We start from the raw sequence: 18113 nt of genomic DNA on the forward strand, positions 1-18113 counted from the left end.
CTATTCAGCCGCCATTTGCGCTAGCTTTCGTTTAATATCAACGTTCAGGTTGTTTACCCAACGGTTGTAGTTGCGATGAATCTCGCCGTCGTCATATTTTAGGTTCTCTGACTCTACATACAGAATCGAGTAGAACTTATCGCTGTAAGGAATTTCAACCACCGCGTGGTGAGAGCGAACATATAGCTCTGCACGAATAAGACCAGGCTTCACTTCAGAAACTAGCCAGCCACGATCAATCGCCGACTCATAAATCGCTGATTTTACCTGTTTACTTTGAAGATTATGTGCAACTGGAGTATCCTCAACGTTCATAACTGGCTGTACACGACCACAACCTGCGAGAACCAAAACGAATAACATCGAAGCTGCAATTTTGAATAATTTCATTGTATTTCCTTACCTATATTTGTCTTTATCTCGCATAGTATTTAATTAGACCCAATTCAAATCAATACTCTATGTCAAATCAATCTCATTTAATGTCGTTCAATATTGAAAAGTGGTGTGCGAATTCGCCGGGGCTCATGACTCAATCGGATTGGCAGACATGGAGTACGACAACGCAGTGGCCTGAAGACATAGCCACTAACTTCAAAGCAATCCCTCCGATGATGCGCCGCCGCATGAGTCTGCAAAGTAAGCTTGCGGTGCAAACCGCATTAACATTGCTTGAAGACAACGAGATCCACTTCTTAGTCTTTGCCAGCCGTCATGGTGAACTACACCGAACCGCAACATTGATTCAATCCATTCTCGAAGGTGAAGATGCCTCTCCAATGGCCTTTTCCCAATCAGTGCACAACACAGCAGCTGGGTTGACGACGATTGCCGCTAAGGCCCCGATTCCTCTAAGTTCAATCGCTTCTGGCGTCGACACATTTCATAGTGCATTGATTGAAGCCTATCTCTATTTAAGCCAGTACCCTGAGCATAAAGTCATGGTCATCGATTTCGACCAGCCCCTGCCTGAGCTTTACAAAGAGTATGAAACCCAAGTGTATTCAGATTACGCGCTAGGGTTGGTGCTAAGCCAAGGGAGTGCGTATTCTCTCAACAGAGAAACCTCAAATATTGAGTCACAGGAAACTCCTCTTCCTCAAGGTTTGCTATTCCTCCAGCACTACCTAAACAATCAATCAAGCTGGCAAATCTCTGGCAAACGTCAAACTTGGTCGTGGGTTAAGCATTGTGAATAAGCTGAATCAATATTGGCGAGTATTCGCCACGGGACTGTGCTTTTCGATTTTTGGCCTAGGTGGTTTAGTTCTGAGTTTTATCATCCTGCCTCTGTTTGCTATCACCACACCCAATACCATTCAACGTGAGCTCAAAGCGCAACGTTTAATCCGTTTTACGTTTAATGCATTCTGCCGAATCATGAAATTCACCGGTGCCATTGATTACCGCATTGATGGTATCGAGACTCTACAGAAAGATCGCAACTGCATCATTGTTGCCAATCACCCAAGTCTCATTGATTACGTTCTTATTGCATCTCAACTGCCTCAGTGCGATTGCCTAGTTAAGGCCGCGATTTGGGAAAACCCGTTTATGAAGCGTATTGTAAAAGCTGCGGGATATATCCCTAATCAAGCGCCCGATGATTTACTTGAACGTTGCGAAGAGCGATTTTCTCGTGGCAACGTGTTACTGGTTTTTCCTGAGGGAACACGAACAACTCCCGGCATCACACCATCTTTACAGCGCGGTGCAGCGCAAATTGCTACTCGAACTGAGACCGATTTACGTGTCATTCACATCACGGTAACTCCTTCATTTCTCACTAAAGAGAAGAAGTGGTACCAAGTTCCTTCGACGAAACCCTTTTTTCATGTCTCAGTCAAAGGTAAAATAGAAGTGACACCCTTTATTGAGAGCTCAAATAATTTAACTTCTGCGGCAAGGCGCTTAAATCGGCACCTTGCGGAAAACATTTTTCCAGAGCAAGAATAATAAGCCTCTCAACACACTTTTGATTTGGGTAAATGTGATTCTATTCGTTCGCATTTACTCGCATTTAATATAGACAAGTAGGCCAAAGTGGAAACATTACATAACGAACTAAAACAGCTGATCATTGATGCTCTGAACCTTGAAGATATGAGCATTGATGAAATTGAAACTGAAGCTCCACTGTTTGGTGATGGTTTGGGTCTAGACTCGATTGACGCGCTTGAGCTTGGCCTAGCAATTAAGAAGAAATACAACATCGTGATTGACGCTGATGATTCAAACACACGTCAGCACTTCGCTTCTGTTGCTAATCTAGCAAACTACATCACATCTCAAACGAACAACTAGAAAGATTTCCTTATGACACAAGCAAACCAACAAGAAGTATTTAATCAGGTTAAAGATGCGCTTATCGAGCTATTCGAGCTAGATGCTGAAGAAATCACACCAGAAGCACACCTTTATCAAGATCTTGACCTTGATAGCATTGATGCTGTGGATCTGGTTGTTCACTTGCAAAATGTAACAGGCAAAAAGATCAAACCTGAAGAGTTCAAAACAGTACGCACCGTGAATGACGTGGTTGAATCTGTCGTTGAACTTCTCAAGGACGCATAGTGCGCCCCCTGCTGACCTTACTGTCGGCACTGATCATCTTCTCCTACCCAATAGCCATTTACTTTGGGCTCAATAAATTTGGCCTACAAGCGGTAGGAGGCGTATTGGCCACCGTGTTTCTGGTAAGAATCATGACCGGTGGTCAAGCTAAGATCAAAGAACTTAAACACCTTGCTTGGGTGAGTGGTGGCGCCGGTTTAACGTTACTGCTGCTAGGCATGGTCTTTAAACAGCACGGTTGGCTGACCTACTATCCGGTTATCGTCAATCTGTGTATGTTCACTGTGTTTGCCCTGAGCCTCACTCAACCTCAAACGATTATTGAGCGCCTTGCTCGATTACAAGAGCCTGAACTACCACAAAGCGGCATCGACTACACAAGAAAGGTGACCAAGGTGTGGTGTGCCTTCTTTGTGCTCAATGGTGCCATCGCACTCTATACTTGTTTCCAATCTCTTGAGTTGTGGACACTTTACAACGGCCTAATCAGTTACCTACTAGCTGGTGCTTTGTTTGCCGTCGAGTGGATAGTCCGACAACGCGTACGCCAAAGCTAAAATTATGAACCAAAGTCCCCGCTATACTTCTCTCGCTCAGCTGTTCCAAGCGGACAGATCTCTAGATTCCGTTATCTGCTTTGATGATAAGTCACAGATCAGCTGGCAAGAGTTTCACAATGATGTAGCGAAACTTTGTTATCTGTTATCCAATTCACCTGCACAACGTACCGCTATTTGTACTCAAGATAGCTACCTATTCACTGTCGCATTTATGGCTTGTGCTTTATCCAGCAAACAGATTGTGCTGCCGGGTAATTATCAGCCGGAAGCGCTATATGAGCTCAGTAGTGAATATGACCTGCTATTGGTTGATGAAAGTATTCAAGTGGTGAACAACACCAACGTACTGCTCCTATCTAACCAACTCTTTGATACTCAAACGAACGATACCATCAATGAGTCTATCGATCTTGGTGCTGTAAAACTGGTTCTATTCACTTCAGGCTCAAGCGGCACGCCGAAAGCGATACACAAAACACTGGAGCAACTTGATATTGAGATTGCAGAGCTCAGTAAAAACTGGCAATCGATGCTGACAGGCAGCCGTGTTCATAGCACGGTCTCGCACCAGCACATCTATGGTTTGTTGTTTCGTATATTGTGGCCACTCTGTTCATCCGTACCTTTTTCGCGCTTCAATTTAGAGTATCCAGAGCAAATTGTTTCGCATGCCGACTCACAAATGGTATTGGTCAGCAGCCCTGCGCTTTTGAAACGTCTTTCAGAAGAGCAAAGTGCGAAGCCTCTCGTGGGCGTTTTCTCGTCTGGTGGTCCACTTCCATTAGAAGCAGCCCAGCAAGCTCGCACTCTATTTGGTGAATTGCCCATCGAAGTTTTTGGAAGCACAGAAACAGGCGGAATCGCCTACCGCCAACAAGTTAATGCTCAAACCCCTTGGCAACTCTTTTCATGCATTAAAGCTGAGTTGAACCAAGAAAATTGCATCAAATTGCTGTCGCCTTATATTGACCGAGACAACTGGTACCAAACGGCTGATGAGTGTGAAATGGTGTCTAGCAACCAATTCATTCTTAAAGGACGTACCGACCGAATCATTAAAATTGAAGAAAAACGTATCTCTCTGGTCGAAGTAGAGAAGCGCCTTGAGCAGCTTTCGTGGATTAATGAGTGCGCCGTTATCCCATTTGAAGAGCCAAATCGTTTGATTCTCGCCTCTGTCATCGTACTTTCCGATGAGGGAAAACAAATGCTTAATAGTGTCGGCAAAGGCAAGTTTTGGTTACTATTACGCAATGAGCTTAGAAAGTGGCTTGAACCCATTGCGGTACCAAGGCGTTTTAGAGTAGTTGAAGAGATCCCGCTCAATAGCCAAGGAAAGCGACTCACTCCGCAGATAGAACAAATCATAAACGCGTAATAGCTCGCCTTTAGCGACGTCATTAAAACAATAAAGTAAAGCCAGTGTTATGGACAAAAGAAAGCCAACCATCTTACAGATTGAGACCCAAACAACGGAGTCGACACTCACCTTTAAAGTGGACGCCGATTTAACCGACTTTAAAGGCCACTTTAAGGGCTTTCCTATCCTGCCCGGCGTCACTCAGATTGATTGGGCACTCGCCTATGCGATCCAGGAGCTGGCTGTTCCATCTCAATTTAAAGGCATGGAAGTGATCAAGTTCCAAGAGCCGATTTTACCCGATGCGATAGTTACATTGGCGCTAAAGTGGGACTCAGACAAACAGAAACTGGCGTTTAGCTACACGTCTGATAACGGCGACTGCACTCACTCATCTGGCAAAATGAAGCTAGGAGAAAAAGGTGAATAGCGTGGCGAGCATTGAAACCCAAACAAGCTACCAAGCCTGTTTTTTGATTCCCTGCTATAACCATGGCTCGACAGTGGCAGCGGTTATTGAATCCCTTAAAAACTATACACTACCCATTATTTTGGTCGATGACGGGAGCAATGCCGAAACCAAGCAGCACCTAAAACCATTGGCTGAGCTTGATGACGTAACTTTGGTGACTCTAATCGAAAACCAAGGCAAAGGCGGCGCAGTCAAAGCGGGAATTGAACGAGCTCAACAGCTGGGTTTCAGCCATGCCATTCAGATTGATGCTGACGGTCAACACGATCTAGAGGCTCTACCTAAACTTCTTGAAAAATCGCAAGCATCGCCAACCCACCTTATTTCTGGGCAGCCTGTCTATGATGACAGTGTGCCTAAATCACGTCTTTACGGACGTTACGCGACGCATATTTGGGTCTGGATTGAAACTCTCTCTTTCTCAATCAAAGACAGTATGTGCGGTTTTCGAGCATACCCAATAGCGATTACCCAAGCGGTACTCAATAAATACGATGTTGGCTCACGCATGGACTTCGATATCGAGGTTCTGGTGCGTCTCTATTGGGAAGGCTGTGATATTGATTTCATCGATACTCGCGTGATCTATCCAGAGGGTGGTATCTCGCACTTTGATGCCTTGTGGGACAACGTAAAAATTAGCTGGATGCACACGCGACTGTTTTTCGGCATGCTGCCACGCGCACCAAAACTGATTGCCCGACACTTCAACAAGCCCGCTTCAACACCAGCAGATACGAACAATCAGCCACACTGGTCACGTACACAAGAGCGCGGCACCGTACTCGGCATAAAACTACTGTTGATGATCTACACCCTGCTTGGACGCGGAGTGTTTAACCTGATTCTCAAAGGCGTGATGCGTTACTACCACCTAACCGGGAAACGCGCCCGCGAAGCATCTGAGCATTATCTACATACATTGAAAATCTATGCTGAGCAGCACAATATTGATCTGCCAAGTAACCTAACCAGCTACCATCATTTGCTTTCGTTTGGTCACACCATGCTGGATAAGCTTGCCGCTTGGAAGGGAGACTTCTCAGTTGAGAATCTAACAATTCACGGCCAAGACCAGTTTGAAAATATGGTCAACAATGAGCAAGGTGTTGTTATCCTAGGCTCTCACCTTGGTAATATCGAACTCTGTCGCGCACTCGGTCGCAGACACTCAAACATTAAGATCAACGCACTGGTCTTTACTGAGCACGCCGAGCGCTTTAATTCGGTAATGAAAGCGGTAAACCCAAACTCAGACTTAAACCTTATCCAAGTCAGCTCAATGGGACCTGATACCGCCATCTTGCTTCAACAGAAGCTTGAGCAAGGCGAGTGGATCGTGATTGTTGGCGATCGTACCTCCACCAGCAAAGAGAGTCGCTCAGTATGGGCGGAGTTTTTGGGACAAGAAGCGCCATTCCCACAAGGGCCATTTATGCTCGCTTCTGTTCTTAAAGCCCCCGTATTTCTACTCTTTGGGCTAAGAGACGATAGCAGTAAAAAACCGCACTTTAACGTCTACTTTGAACATTTTAGCGACAAAATAGTCTTACCAAGAAAGACACGTGAACAGACATTGCAAGAAGTGGTGCAGCAATACGCTGACCGACTTCAGCACTACACACTGAAGGTACCCCTTCAGTGGTATAACTTTTTTAATTTTTGGACATTGAGCAATCAGCACCATGACGAAAAAGAATCAAAATAGCATCACATTTGGTGCAGAACGCCTAACGATCGAAGACGTTGTTGCGATCTCTCAAGGTGCTTCAGCTAGCATGAACACCGACCCAGCCTTCACCTCTAAGATTGACCGAGGCGTGGCATTTCTTGAGCGCCTTCTTAAAGAAGAAGGGGTAATTTACGGTGTAACAACTGGCTATGGTGATTCGTGTACCGTTGCTATCCCACCTAACTTGGTGGATGAGCTGCCTCTACACCTGACTCGCTTCCACGGCTGTGGCTTAGGTGAAACGCTGACTCATGATCAGGCTCGTGCGGTATTGGCGACTCGCCTTTGTTCACTTTCTCAAGGTGTTTCTGGAGTTAGCCACGATCTGCTCAACCAAATCGTAACTTTGATCAACAATGACATTGCACCGCGCATTCCTCAGGAAGGCTCTGTAGGCGCAAGCGGCGACTTAACACCACTCTCCTACCTCGCGGCTGCGCTCATTGGCGAACGCGATGTGTTGTACAAGGGTGAAGTGCGACCAACGAGCGATGTATACAACGAACTAGGCATTACACCGATTAAGCTGAAGCCAAAAGAGGGCTTAGCGCTGATGAACGGGACATCGGTAATGACAGCGCTTGCATGTATCGCCTACAAGCGTGCTGAATACCTATCTCAGCTATCGACCAAAATCACCGCCATGGTATCAGTAGGTATGCACGGTAATGACTTCCACTTCGACGAAGCGCTGTTTGCTGTGAAGCCTCATCCAGGCCAGCAACAGGTTGCCGCTTGGTTACGTGATGACTTGCAAGCTGATCGTCCGCCGCGCAATAGCGACCGTCTGCAAGACCGTTATTCACTGCGCTGCGCACCGCACGTTATTGGTGTAGTGGAAGATTCACTGCCGTGGTTGCGTCAAATGATTGAGAACGAACTCAACAGCGCTAACGACAATCCAATCATTGATGGCGATAACGAGCGTGTATTGCATGGCGGTCACTTCTACGGTGGTCACATCGCAATGGCTATGGATACATTAAAAACTGCAATCGCTAACCTTGCTGATCTGCTTGACCGTCAAATGGCGCAGTTGATGGATTACAAATTCAACAATGGCCTGCCGTTTAACCTAACTGGTGCTCAAGGTGAGCGTAAGCCAATCAACCACGGCTTTAAAGCAGTTCAGATTGGTATCTCAGCTTGGACGGCAGAAGCACTAAAACACACTATGCCAGCAAGCGTGTTCTCTCGCTCAACTGAGTGTCATAACCAAGACAAAGTCAGCATGGGCACGATCGCCGCTCGTGATTGCTTGCGAGTACTAGAGCTGACTGAGCAAGTTACTGCAGCTTCACTCTTAGCTGCAACACAAGCGCTAGAGCTACGTAAGCGAGCCAATGAGCTCGACGAACACCACATGAGTGACAACTTGAAGCAGATCCGTGACCAAGTGATGCAAGAGTTTGAGTTTGTTGTTGAAGATCGCCCACTAGAAAGCGATCTGCGCTTGTTCATCCAGCGTATCCAACAGCAGCACTGGACACTGTACTAAGCCGCCTAACTGTATTGACAAAAGAGCCAACTATGTCTGACATCCTTCATCCACTTTCAGCTGAGGTTACCATTGTGACCTCATTTCAAGACGCCGACCCAATGGGCGTTATCTATCATGGCAATTACTTCCGGTTTTTTGAGGAAGCAAGGCGCATCATGATGAACAAGCTAAAGTATAACTACCATGAGATGAAGGACTCAGGTTACATGTGGCCGATCATTGATACTCGTGTGAAGTATGTTAAGGCGATCCCATTCAACCATGAGATTACAGTGACTGCACGCCTCACTGAATGGGAAAACCGACTGCGTGTCGACTACGAGATTCATGATGCAAAGACAGGCCAAAGAATGACTCGTGCTCACACTATGCAAGTTGCTGTCGCAATTGAGACAGAAGAGATGTGTTTTGCATCTCCGAGTACTCTCACCGACAAGGTAGAACACTGGCATCAATACGGTTGCTTGAGTGAAGACCACTCCTTTACCGCCACTAAAGAGAAATCTTGCCATGAATCTGCTTAGCTTTCGTTCGTTGACTTCATTAACAACCTATACCCGAGCGTTGTTGTGCTGTTTTTTGAGCTTGTTCGTTGCTGCTAATGTATGGGCTGAATCAGAAAAAGTTGAAGTAAAGACACTTGCTGATTTACAGACAACATTGAGTCACCAATCCATCATTCGTGGCGACTTCACTCAAACTCGCACGATGGAGATGTTCGATCAGCCGCTGTTATCACAGGGTTCCTTTCTGCTTGATAAAGCAAACGGTCTATTGTGGAACCAAGCCACACCATTCCCTGTGCATTTGGTTCTGACTGACAATAAGCTTAGCCAACGCTTTGGTGAGCAACCTGCGCAGGTGATCACCGATAAAGAGAACCCGATGGCATTTTACTTCAGCCACATATTTCTTTCGGTGTTTCATGGCGATACTCAAAAACTGACAGAGCAATTTGCGTTGGATTTTTCACCAAGCGACGCAAATACAAGTTGGACTCTCTCATTAACGCCAAAGCATGCACCAATGAATGCCGTTTTTGAGCGCATTATTTTGCAAGGGAAGAGCGACATTGAACGCATCGAACTCAAGGAGATTCGAGGCGATAGCACGCTAATCGAATTCTCTAACTTCAACCACCAACCACAAAGACTCACGGATGACGAAGCACAGCAGTTCCAACTCTAAATTTGCCTTAACCTGGCTTATCCTCGTCATTTTTTTTAGCGGATTGTTAATCAAACAATTCGCTTTTTCTTCTGCAGTACCGATTGAAACCAATATTCTGAAGTTACTTCCAAAGAATCAGCAAGATCCTTTGGCAGAGCAGGCTTTCCAGCAACTTTCAAACTCAATGAGCGAGCAGGTGCTGTTTTTAGTCTCTTCCGAATCGGCCAAGCAAGCGATCGCTGCTGCTGCAAGTTTTGAAAGTGGTTTAAATCATGACATGTTTGCCAACGAGTCCCCGCTGTTTTCTAAAGTTCAGGGGAAAGTCAGTGCCAATACGCAAAGCCAATGGAGTGATTTCTATTTTCAGCATAGAGCCCAGCTCCTCACAGAACAGCAGAAGCAGACCTTAGAGCACGCGCCAGAGAACCAAGTTCAATACGTGATCCAATCTCTGTACAACCCGTTTTCAGGAGTGACCGCAACAGAGTTATCACTGGACCCATTTTTGCTGTTCCGTGATTACATCGGTGAAGTCGGCAAGACCACCAGTAACTTTACCCTTCAAGAGCACTACCTAACAACGCAGTCCGCAGGGCAAACTCATGTATTGATAACCGCCACTTTGGCTGAGTCTCCATATAGCCTGAGTACGCAAGAGAAACTGCCACTAATAGAGTCGATTGAGCAAAATATCGAGAAAGAGTTCGGTGTTGAAATTTCGCATACTGGCGTAGTGTTTTATGCCGACTATGGGACCAAGAGTGCAAAATCTGAAATCAATACCATTGGTCTTGGCTCCTTAGCCGGGATCATAATTCTGATTTGGGTGACATTCCGCAGCGCCCTTCCCCTAGCCTTGTCATTAATCTCTATCGGCACTGGATTGTTGGTTGCGCTGGCTAGTACGGTCGCTATTTTTGGCCAAGTGCATTTATTCAGTTTGGTTTTTGGCGCGAGCTTAATCGGTGTCTCTATTGATTACTCTTTCCACTACCTTACCGACCGGCTAGTTGCAGGGTCTCGCTGGCAGAGTGATAAGGGGTTACAACATATTTTAATGGCGATAAGTCTTGGCTTAGTGACTAGCTTAATCGGCTACTTAGGATTACTGATTGCCCCGTTCCCCGGTCTACAACAATTGGCGATGTTCTCGTCTATTGGCCTATTTGCTGCCTACGCGACTGTGGTTTGTTGGTATCCGCTGTTAGCTAAACGACCAAGCAAAGACCGACCGCTACCTTTGGCTTTTCTACTGAATTCATGGCTTCAGCTTTGGAACAAACCAGCCCTGCGCTACGCATTGCCAACACTCATTGCCGCGGCCAGCATCGTCGCATTGACCCAGATTCAATACGATGATGACATTCGTCAGTTGCAGGCAATGCCCGAGACACTAAAGGCGCAAGAGCAAACCATCACATCAGTATCGGGGATTGGCAGCAGTCAATCGATGCTATTGGTGACCGCTGGTAACAATCAAGCGCTGCTTAAATCACTGCAGCGCCTTGGAGGTAAGCTGGATCAACTGGTCAGCAATGGGACTCTTTCTGGTTATCGAAGTATCCACCAGCTCCTGCCGACGACTCATGAACAGAAGCTCAACTATCAACTGGTCAGTGAGTTGTATCGAAATCAAAGCCAATCTCTGCAAAGCGGATTGGGCTGGGCAAGCTTTCCTGAACTCCCTGCGTATCAAGAGATCACGGTGACCAACTTCTTACGTTCACCAGTGTCAGAACCCATGCGTTCATTGTGGCTTGAGCCAATCAATGGTCAACAAGCCGCAATCGTGCTGCTCCAAGACATTCATGACGCGCAGCGTTTTGACGCGTGGTTAAACAGTAAAGAAACTCAGCTTTTAGGCATTAAGTACCTCAACAAAGCAGATGAAATCTCTTCACTATTTTCTGAGTATCGAGTCAAAGTACTGGAGCTATTGCTGGTAGCACTGGCTGGTATTGGGCTAGTTCTAGGTTGGCGCTATGGTCCTAAAAGAGCCATCATCATGCTGCTACCATCTATCATTGCCGGATCTGCAGGGCTTGGCGTTACTGCTGCTGTCGGCTCAAGCATCAATCTCTTCAATCTACTCGGCCTAATTCTGATCTTAGGTATAGGTATCGATTACACCCTATTCTTTGCAGAGCAGAAGAGATCGCTTGGCACCCTACTCGCGATATCGCTCTCTGGGATTACCACTCTCCTCTCTTTTGGATTGTTATCCCTAAGCCAGACTCACGCTATTCATAGTTTTGGTGTCACGGTGCTCACGGGCATATTTGTGGCTTGGTTACTGTCTCCAATGGCGATAGGAACTGAAGGTAATCTAGCGAAAAGAAGGGCAAAATAATGGTTCTACCGCATCTTAAAACGTGGCGATATACGATGAAGATCTGTGCAGCCTTTGCACTGGCTATCACTTTAAGTGCTTGTTCTCTTGGCCCACAGAATACTCGCCAAGCCATGGTCACCATTGACGAAAGCACACAAGTTGCGCTCCCTAAGCCCATACAGCTCGGCTATGAATTGACGGCGAGCCAACTGATTGCGGCGAGCTGGGGTGAAACACAACAACAGCTACCGGTACAACTGCAAGTTAATCAAAACAAGGTAGTACTCGCAGGGTTCTCCTCTTGGGGCACCCGAATTTTATCTCTTCAGTATCAAGATGATACAATCGAGACGCAGGTATTAACCGGGCTAGATGACACCCTGCCAGCACCAGAACAAGTACTGTTCAATCTCATGCTAACGCTATGGCCAATCGAGGCATGGCAAAATTCGATGAGCGACATAGGTTGGCACATTGTTGAAACAGCCAACCAGCGTGTCGTCTACGATGAGAACAACACACCGTTCATCGAAATCCGCTACTTTGCGACAGATGAACAACAGAAAGTAGAGGGAGACATTGTGTTTGAACATCTCACACAGGGTTATCGCATCAATATCCAAACCCTAAGCTCAAACCTAACCACTCCAGCAACGAAGAACGAAACACTATGACGATTTACATTCATGCTTGTGGTTTTCACTCCGCTTTGGGAGCCAACCACGACGAGATTCATCAGCGCTTACAAAGCGGTGCAGGCTCTAATATGGTGGAAGCACTCGACGTGTTAAATGATGGGCAGCCAACTATCGTCGGGCGAGTTGAAGGTGAGCTTCCAAGCATCCGCGCACCTTTTGAGGCTTACAACTCGCGTAACAATCGTCTTGCCTTATCTGCGTTATCGCAAATAGAGTCAGAGATCGAGCAAGCTAAAGCCAAATATGGCCATGAGCGAATTGCCGTTGTCATAGGGACAAGTACATCCGGCATTTCAGATGGCGAACTCGCTTTCACTGAGAGGTTAGAAAATGAACAATTTCCTCAGTCATTCCACTATTCCAAGCAAGAGCTCGGCAATATCAGCGAGTTCGTAAGCCACTATTACGACCTGCAAGGTCCAAACTACGCTATCTCTACCGCCTGCTCTTCAAGTGGTCGCGTATTCTTGAGTGCCAAACGACTGCTCAACTCAGGCATAGTCGATGCTGTCATTGCTGGTGGTGTTGACACCCTATGCAGACTAACCTTAAACGGCTTTCATGGCTTAGAAGCCTTATCTACAGAGCATTGTCAGCCGTTCAGTGCTCAGCGTAAAGGTATCAATATAGGTGAGGCAGCGGCCTTCATGTTACTGAGCAAAGAGACACCGAAACAGCCATCCATCGCGCTGCTCGGTTGCGGCGATAGCTCCGACGCTCACCATATTTCAGCACCACACCCGGAGGGTAATGGTGCAGAGCAAGCAATGCTAAAAGCACTCAGTGATGCCGAGCTAAAGCCAGAACAGATTGGCTATGTCAATGCCCATGGCACAGCAACGCCACTCAATGACTCAATGGAAAGTAAAGCTATCTCACGTGTCTTTCCAAACAAGGTACCAGTTAGTTCAACCAAGCCACTGACAGGTCACACCCTAGGGGCGGCCAGTGCGGTCGAGGCAGCCATCGCATGGCATATCCTTAATTTCGATTTATCGCTTCCCTTACAAAAATGTCAGGATAAAGCTGAAGATATCGATATTGATTTGGTAGACTGTTGCCAAAAGCTCAAATCAAAAAACATCTTAAGCAACTCGTTTGCCTTTGGTGGAAACAACATTAGCCTGATTTTTGGTGTAGTAAATGACTAATATACCTTCGGTAGACCAACTTCTTCCCCATGATGATCCGATGATTCTTATCGACAGAGCGATCAAGATTGAAGAACAAGCGATTCACTGCCAGGTGGATATTGGTGAACACCATCTATTCTACGATTCAGAATCTCAAACTATGCCTGCTTATGTGGGCATTGAGTTTATGGCTCAGTCTGTCGCTGCATGGTCTGGGTATCATGCATTGAATCAAGGCGAGCAGCCTCCCATCGGTTTTCTTTTAGGTTCGCGTCGATACAAATCGCTTTGCGACCATTTTACTAAGGGTCAAACCTTAGACATCTATGCAGAACAATTGATGGAAGATAGTGGCATGGCGGTGTTCACAGCAAGAGTGGAGCACCAAGGTGAGTTGGTGGCTCAATGCCAACTTAATGTTTACGTGCCAACAGAACAAAAATTACAAGAAATGAAAACGAGGAGCCAGTCATGACTCGCCAAGTATTAGTCACCGGTGCCAGCAAAGGTATTGGTAAAGCGATCGCTATTCAACTTGCCAAAGATGGCTTTAACATTGCCGTTCACTATATGGGTGACAAACAGGGTGCTCAAGAGACTCTAGACCAAATTGAATCAGAAGGAGGCTCAGGCCGTCTGATTCAGTTTGATATCAGTAACCGTGAACAGTGCCGAGAGACACTTGAAACAGATATTGCGGAGCACGGTGCTTACTACGGCGTGGTAAACAATGCGGGAATTACTCGTGACACGGCTTTTCCAGCTATGACAGAAGAAGAGTGGGATGGCGTTATCCATACCAACCTAGATAGCTTCTACAACGTACTTCACCCTTGTGTGATGCCGATGGTTCAAAAGCGCAAAGGTGGTCGAATTGTCACTCTAGCATCTGTATCGGGCATCATGGGTAACCGCGGTCAAACTAACTACAGTGCAGCGAAAGCGGGTGTTATTGGTGCAACCAAATCGCTAGCGCTAGAACTGGCAAAACGCAAAATTACCGTTAACTGTGTCGCACCGGGTCTGATTGATACAGGTATGGTTGATGAACATGTGAAAGAGCACGCGCTACCACAAGTTCCACTACGCCGCATGGGCGAGCCGGAAGAAGTCGCAGGTTTAGTGAGCTACCTAATGTCTGATATTGCCGCTTATGTCACTCGTCAGGTGATCTCGGTAAATGGAGGTTTAGTATGACCCGCCGTGTAGTAGTAACGGGGATGTCAGGTGTTACAGCCTTTGGCAACAACTGGCAAGAAATTGAACCAAAACTAAAAGCGTGCGAGAACGCGACTCAATACATGCCAAGCTTTGAGCAGTATGATGGTCTCAATACCAAACTCGCTGCCCCGATTGACGATTTCCAACTGCCTAAGCACTACAAGCGCAAGCAAGTTCGTGGCATGGGTCGTGTATCCCGCCTAGCAACGGTAGCGACCGAGAACGCTCTTGAGCAAGCAGGCTTAATTGGCCATGACGTATTAACCAACGGTGAAACTGGCATTGCTTACGGCTCTTCAACTGGCAGTACTGATGCGGTTGGTGCTTTTGGTGTCATGCTCAACGAGAAATCGACACGAGCAATTACAGCAACCACATACGTACAGATGATGCCACACACTGCTGCGGTGAACGTGGGTCTGTTCTTTGGTCTACGAGGCCGCGTGATTCCTACCAGCAGCGCATGTACGTCCGGAAGCCAAGCCATCGGTTACGCTTATGAAGCGATCAAACATGGCTACCAAACTGTGATGGTCGCTGGTGGTGGTGAAGAGCTTTGCCCAACAGAATCTGCGGTGTTCGATACCCTTTTTGCAACCAGTTTGAAAAACGACACACCAAAGAAATCACCAAGTCCATACGACAGTGAGCGCGATGGCCTGGTAATTGGTGAAGGTGCAGGTACTCTGATCCTTGAAGAGTACGAGCATGCGGTAGCACGTGGCGCTAAGATTTATGCTGAAATCATCGGCTTTGCGAGCAACTGTGATGCCGCCCACGTGACCCAGCCTCAAATGGAAACCATGCAGATCTGTATGGAAAAAGCCCTCAAAGATGCAGATCTTGCTGCAGACAAAATTGATTATGTTTCAGCACACGGCACCGCGACAGAGAAAGGTGACATTGCCGAGAGTAACGCGACCGCGAACATCTTTGGTGAAGTGCCTATCAGTTCGCTCAAGAGTTACTTTGGTCATACGCTAGGCGCGTGTGGCGCAATTGAAGCATGGCTCAGCTTAGAGATGATGCACAGTGGTTGGTTCAGTCCAACGCTTAACCTTGAAAATGTAGATGAACAGTGCGGTAAGCTTGATTACATCACGGGGCAAGGTCGCGAGTTAGATGTTGATTACCTGATGAGCAACAACTTTGCCTTCGGTGGTATCAACACCTCTATCATCTTTAAGAAAATCTAGGTTCGATAATGAAGAATGCATTAATCCTATTCGCTGTAGCGCTACTGGCTGGTTGTAGCGCACCTAAATACTCTGGCAACGCCCTACCAGAAGCAAATAACATTGAAAACATCACCATTGTAGAAGATACCAAGACGCGCACGGTATTTCTTGATTCCATGCTCGACTGGTGTTTGAACAATCAAGTGAAATGTAAGGTTGTCGCAGACGGCTCTGAACACAAACCAGAAGAAGTCACACTAGACTATGTCTCTCGCTGGAGCTGGGACTTTAGAACCTTCGTTGCAGACGCAAAGATCTCAGCTTACCAAGGCCAAGAGCGCGTGGGTAACGTTGAGTTTAAAGCACCAAATAGTGCCAACTTATCTAAGTTCGGCGACGATATGGAACGCATAAAAGCGATGATGGACATCTTATTTGATAAGAAGACGGCTCAAGAAGCGACTCAAATGATTGCCGATGAGAAGCTTTAATTTTAAAAGTTTCAGTTAAATAAAAAGGGTCAGTAACTAAGTTACTGACCCTTTTTTGAATCTAACAATTGCTCAATTAAGCGTTAGCTTCACGCTCTGCGATAAACTCAAGAGCCATCTTGATGCGAGCGATAACGCGCTCTTTACCAACAAGTTCCATCACTGCATCAACAGAAGGAGACTGACCGCCACCTGTTACTGCTACGCGAAGTGGCATACCGATTTTACCCATGCCGATCTCTAGCTCTTCACATACTGCAGCAATCACACCGTCTTTGATGTTTGCTGTTGTGAACTCTTCAAGCGCTTCAACTTTAGCAAGAGCAAGCTCTAGTGGGCCTTTAGCAACACCACGTAGGTGCTTCTTAGCCGCGCCAGCTTCAAACTCAGAGAAATCTTCGTAGAAGTAACGAGACTGCTCAGCAAGTTCGATAAGCGTGTTACAACGCTCGCCCACTAGCTTGATCACTTCAGTAATAGCTGGGCCGTTTGTTGTATCGATCTTCTGTGCGTCTAGGTGCCATTGTAGGTACTTTGCAACGTACTCAGGCTCAGAAGTCTTGATGTAGTGGTTGTTCAACCAAAGTAGCTTTTCAGTGTTGAATGCTGACGCAGACTTGCTGATTGCATCTAGGCTGAATAGGTTAATCATCTCTTCTTGAGAGAAGATCTCTTGGTCACCGTGAGACCAACCTAAACGTACTAGGTAGTTGTTTAGTGCGTTTGGCAGGTAACCTTCATCGCGGTATTGCATTACTGATACAGCGCCGTGACGCTTAGACAGTTTCGCGCCGTCATCACCTAGGATCATTGCACAGTGAGCGAACGTTGGAACTGGCGCGCCTAGTGCTTCATAGATGTTGATTTGACGAGGTGTGTTGTTGATGTGGTCTTCACCACGAACAACGTGTGTGATACCCATGTCCCAGTCATCCACTACTACTACGAAATTGTAAGTAGGAGCGCCGTCTGTACGACGAATGATTAGGTCATCAAGTTGGCTGTTAGCGATTTCGATGCGACCACGGATTTGGTCATCAAATACTACGCTGCCCTCTTTCGGGTTGCGGAAACGGATAACGCAAGCATCACCTTCTTTTGCTGCTGCGTTCGCTGCAACAACTTTAGGGTGGTTTGCATCGTAGCGAGCCATCTCTTTGTTTGCTTCTTGCTCTGCACGAATTTCATCAAGCAGCTCTTTAGACGCGTAACATTTGTATGCTTTGTCTTCAGCAAGCAGCTTATCAACCATTTCGTTGTAACGATCAAAACGCTTAGATTGGAAGTAAGGGCCTTCGTCCCACTCCATACCCATCCATTGCATGCCCTCTAGAATTGCATCTACCGCTTCTTGAGAGTTACGCTCCAAGTCTGTGTCTTCGATACGTAGAACGAATTCACCGCCTTGGTTTTTAGCGAATAGCCAAGAGTAAAGTGCAGTACGTGCACCACCAACGTGAAGATAGCCAGTTGGGCTAGGAGCAAAACGAGTTTTAACCGTCATTTAAATACCTTGATTGTGTAGGTGATCAGTTCAGTGTCTGGTGGATAGAGCGCTACTCACCAGTCCTAAAATTTGGGCGCTATTTTATCACTCCCATCCAATTCTACAATCGGTAGTGAGCGATAAATACTCGGTTCTTAATAGAAACCTTGCCTCCAAGTTGAGTCATTATAGCAACAGACGCCCA

The 18113-nt window shown here is 46.5% G+C and carries 20 protein-coding genes; 18 read left to right on the forward strand and 2 right to left on the reverse strand.

Features of this window, described 5'->3' with window-relative positions; translation table 11 throughout:
- The gene (locus tag KI743_RS20010) at window positions 1-390 is read right to left on the reverse strand and encodes a hypothetical protein (RefSeq protein WP_032550104.1); all 390 of its coding nucleotides are present in this window, start codon (window positions 388-390) and stop codon (window positions 1-3) included.
- Between the two features lie 71 nt (window positions 391-461).
- Between KI743_RS20010 and KI743_RS20015 the strand changes: the two genes are divergently transcribed.
- The 18 genes from KI743_RS20015 (at window position 462) to KI743_RS20100 (ending at window position 16422) form a co-directional block, all read left to right on the forward strand.
- Window positions 462-1199, forward strand: coding sequence for a beta-ketoacyl synthase chain length factor (locus KI743_RS20015; RefSeq protein WP_285467892.1), 738 nt, complete (start codon window positions 462-464; stop codon window positions 1197-1199).
- Window positions 1192-1956 carry a lysophospholipid acyltransferase family protein gene (locus KI743_RS20020; protein ID WP_285467893.1) on the forward strand — a complete coding sequence of 255 codons (765 nt, stop codon included), beginning with the start codon at window positions 1192-1194 and terminating at the stop codon, window positions 1954-1956. Before KI743_RS20015 ends, KI743_RS20020 begins: the two co-directional genes overlap by 8 nt.
- An 87-nt stretch (window positions 1957-2043) precedes the next feature.
- On the forward strand, window positions 2044-2304 hold the full coding sequence (locus tag KI743_RS20025; protein ID WP_032550101.1) for a phosphopantetheine-binding protein: 261 nt from the start codon (window positions 2044-2046) through the stop codon (window positions 2302-2304).
- A gap of 12 nt (window positions 2305-2316) precedes the next feature.
- Entirely contained in the window at window positions 2317-2574 is a 258-nt protein-coding gene (locus KI743_RS20030; RefSeq protein ID WP_032550100.1) for an acyl carrier protein, read from the forward strand.
- Window positions 2574-3131 (forward strand): hypothetical protein, encoded by a 558-nt coding sequence (locus KI743_RS20035; RefSeq protein WP_285467894.1) that lies wholly within the window; start codon window positions 2574-2576, stop codon window positions 3129-3131. The genes KI743_RS20030 and KI743_RS20035 overlap by 1 nt, the downstream gene beginning before the upstream one ends.
- Window positions 3132-3135: 4 nt before the next feature.
- Entirely contained in the window at window positions 3136-4512 is a 1377-nt protein-coding gene (locus KI743_RS20040) for an AMP-binding protein (protein ID WP_285467895.1), read from the forward strand.
- A 49-nt stretch (window positions 4513-4561) separates the two neighbouring features.
- Window positions 4562-4924: a 3-hydroxyacyl-ACP dehydratase gene (locus tag KI743_RS20045; RefSeq protein ID WP_285467896.1), complete on the forward strand. Its 363-nt coding sequence runs from the start codon at window positions 4562-4564 to the stop codon at window positions 4922-4924.
- Between the two features lies 1 nt (window position 4925).
- Window positions 4926-6674, forward strand: a complete 1749-nt coding sequence (locus KI743_RS20050; protein WP_285467897.1) for a glycosyltransferase family 2 protein — start codon at window positions 4926-4928, stop codon at window positions 6672-6674.
- The gene (hutH, locus tag KI743_RS20055) at window positions 6652-8196 is read left to right on the forward strand and encodes a histidine ammonia-lyase (protein WP_285467899.1); all 1545 of its coding nucleotides are present in this window, start codon (window positions 6652-6654) and stop codon (window positions 8194-8196) included. Before KI743_RS20050 ends, hutH begins: the two co-directional genes overlap by 23 nt.
- A 32-nt stretch (window positions 8197-8228) precedes the next feature.
- The gene (locus tag KI743_RS20060; RefSeq protein ID WP_285467900.1) at window positions 8229-8723 is read left to right on the forward strand and encodes a thioesterase family protein; all 495 of its coding nucleotides are present in this window, start codon (window positions 8229-8231) and stop codon (window positions 8721-8723) included.
- Window positions 8710-9387, forward strand: a complete 678-nt coding sequence (locus KI743_RS20065) for an outer membrane lipoprotein carrier protein LolA (protein WP_285467902.1) — start codon at window positions 8710-8712, stop codon at window positions 9385-9387. The genes KI743_RS20060 and KI743_RS20065 overlap by 14 nt, the downstream gene beginning before the upstream one ends.
- The gene (locus KI743_RS20070) at window positions 9359-11719 is read left to right on the forward strand and encodes an MMPL family transporter (RefSeq protein WP_285467903.1); all 2361 of its coding nucleotides are present in this window, start codon (window positions 9359-9361) and stop codon (window positions 11717-11719) included. The genes KI743_RS20065 and KI743_RS20070 overlap by 29 nt, the downstream gene beginning before the upstream one ends.
- Complete coding sequence (locus KI743_RS20075) at window positions 11719-12375, forward strand: DUF3261 domain-containing protein (RefSeq protein ID WP_285467904.1); 657 nt, start codon at window positions 11719-11721, stop codon at window positions 12373-12375. Before KI743_RS20070 ends, KI743_RS20075 begins: the two co-directional genes overlap by 1 nt.
- Entirely contained in the window at window positions 12372-13550 is a 1179-nt protein-coding gene (locus KI743_RS20080; protein WP_285467906.1) for a beta-ketoacyl-[acyl-carrier-protein] synthase family protein, read from the forward strand. Before KI743_RS20075 ends, KI743_RS20080 begins: the two co-directional genes overlap by 4 nt.
- Window positions 13543-14007: a hotdog family protein gene (locus KI743_RS20085; protein WP_285467907.1), complete on the forward strand. Its 465-nt coding sequence runs from the start codon at window positions 13543-13545 to the stop codon at window positions 14005-14007. The genes KI743_RS20080 and KI743_RS20085 overlap by 8 nt, the downstream gene beginning before the upstream one ends.
- Window positions 14004-14729, forward strand: a complete 726-nt coding sequence (locus KI743_RS20090) for a 3-ketoacyl-ACP reductase FabG2 (RefSeq protein WP_285467909.1) — start codon at window positions 14004-14006, stop codon at window positions 14727-14729. The genes KI743_RS20085 and KI743_RS20090 overlap by 4 nt, the downstream gene beginning before the upstream one ends.
- Window positions 14726-15949, forward strand: a complete 1224-nt coding sequence (locus tag KI743_RS20095) for a beta-ketoacyl-ACP synthase (protein ID WP_285467911.1) — start codon at window positions 14726-14728, stop codon at window positions 15947-15949. The genes KI743_RS20090 and KI743_RS20095 overlap by 4 nt, the downstream gene beginning before the upstream one ends.
- Window positions 15950-15957: 8 nt before the next feature.
- Entirely contained in the window at window positions 15958-16422 is a 465-nt protein-coding gene (locus KI743_RS20100; protein ID WP_152468306.1) for an Sbal_3080 family lipoprotein, read from the forward strand.
- A 76-nt stretch (window positions 16423-16498) separates the two neighbouring features.
- Here the strand turns inward: KI743_RS20100 and gltX are convergent, their stop codons facing one another.
- Entirely contained in the window at window positions 16499-17926 is a 1428-nt protein-coding gene (gltX, locus tag KI743_RS20105) for a glutamate--tRNA ligase (protein ID WP_285467912.1), read from the reverse strand.
- Window positions 17927-18113: the final 187 nt, after the last annotated feature.

This window comes from Vibrio sp. D420a, assembly GCF_030248625.1.
Classification (GTDB): Bacteria; Pseudomonadota; Gammaproteobacteria; order Enterobacterales; family Vibrionaceae; genus Vibrio; species Vibrio fortis_A.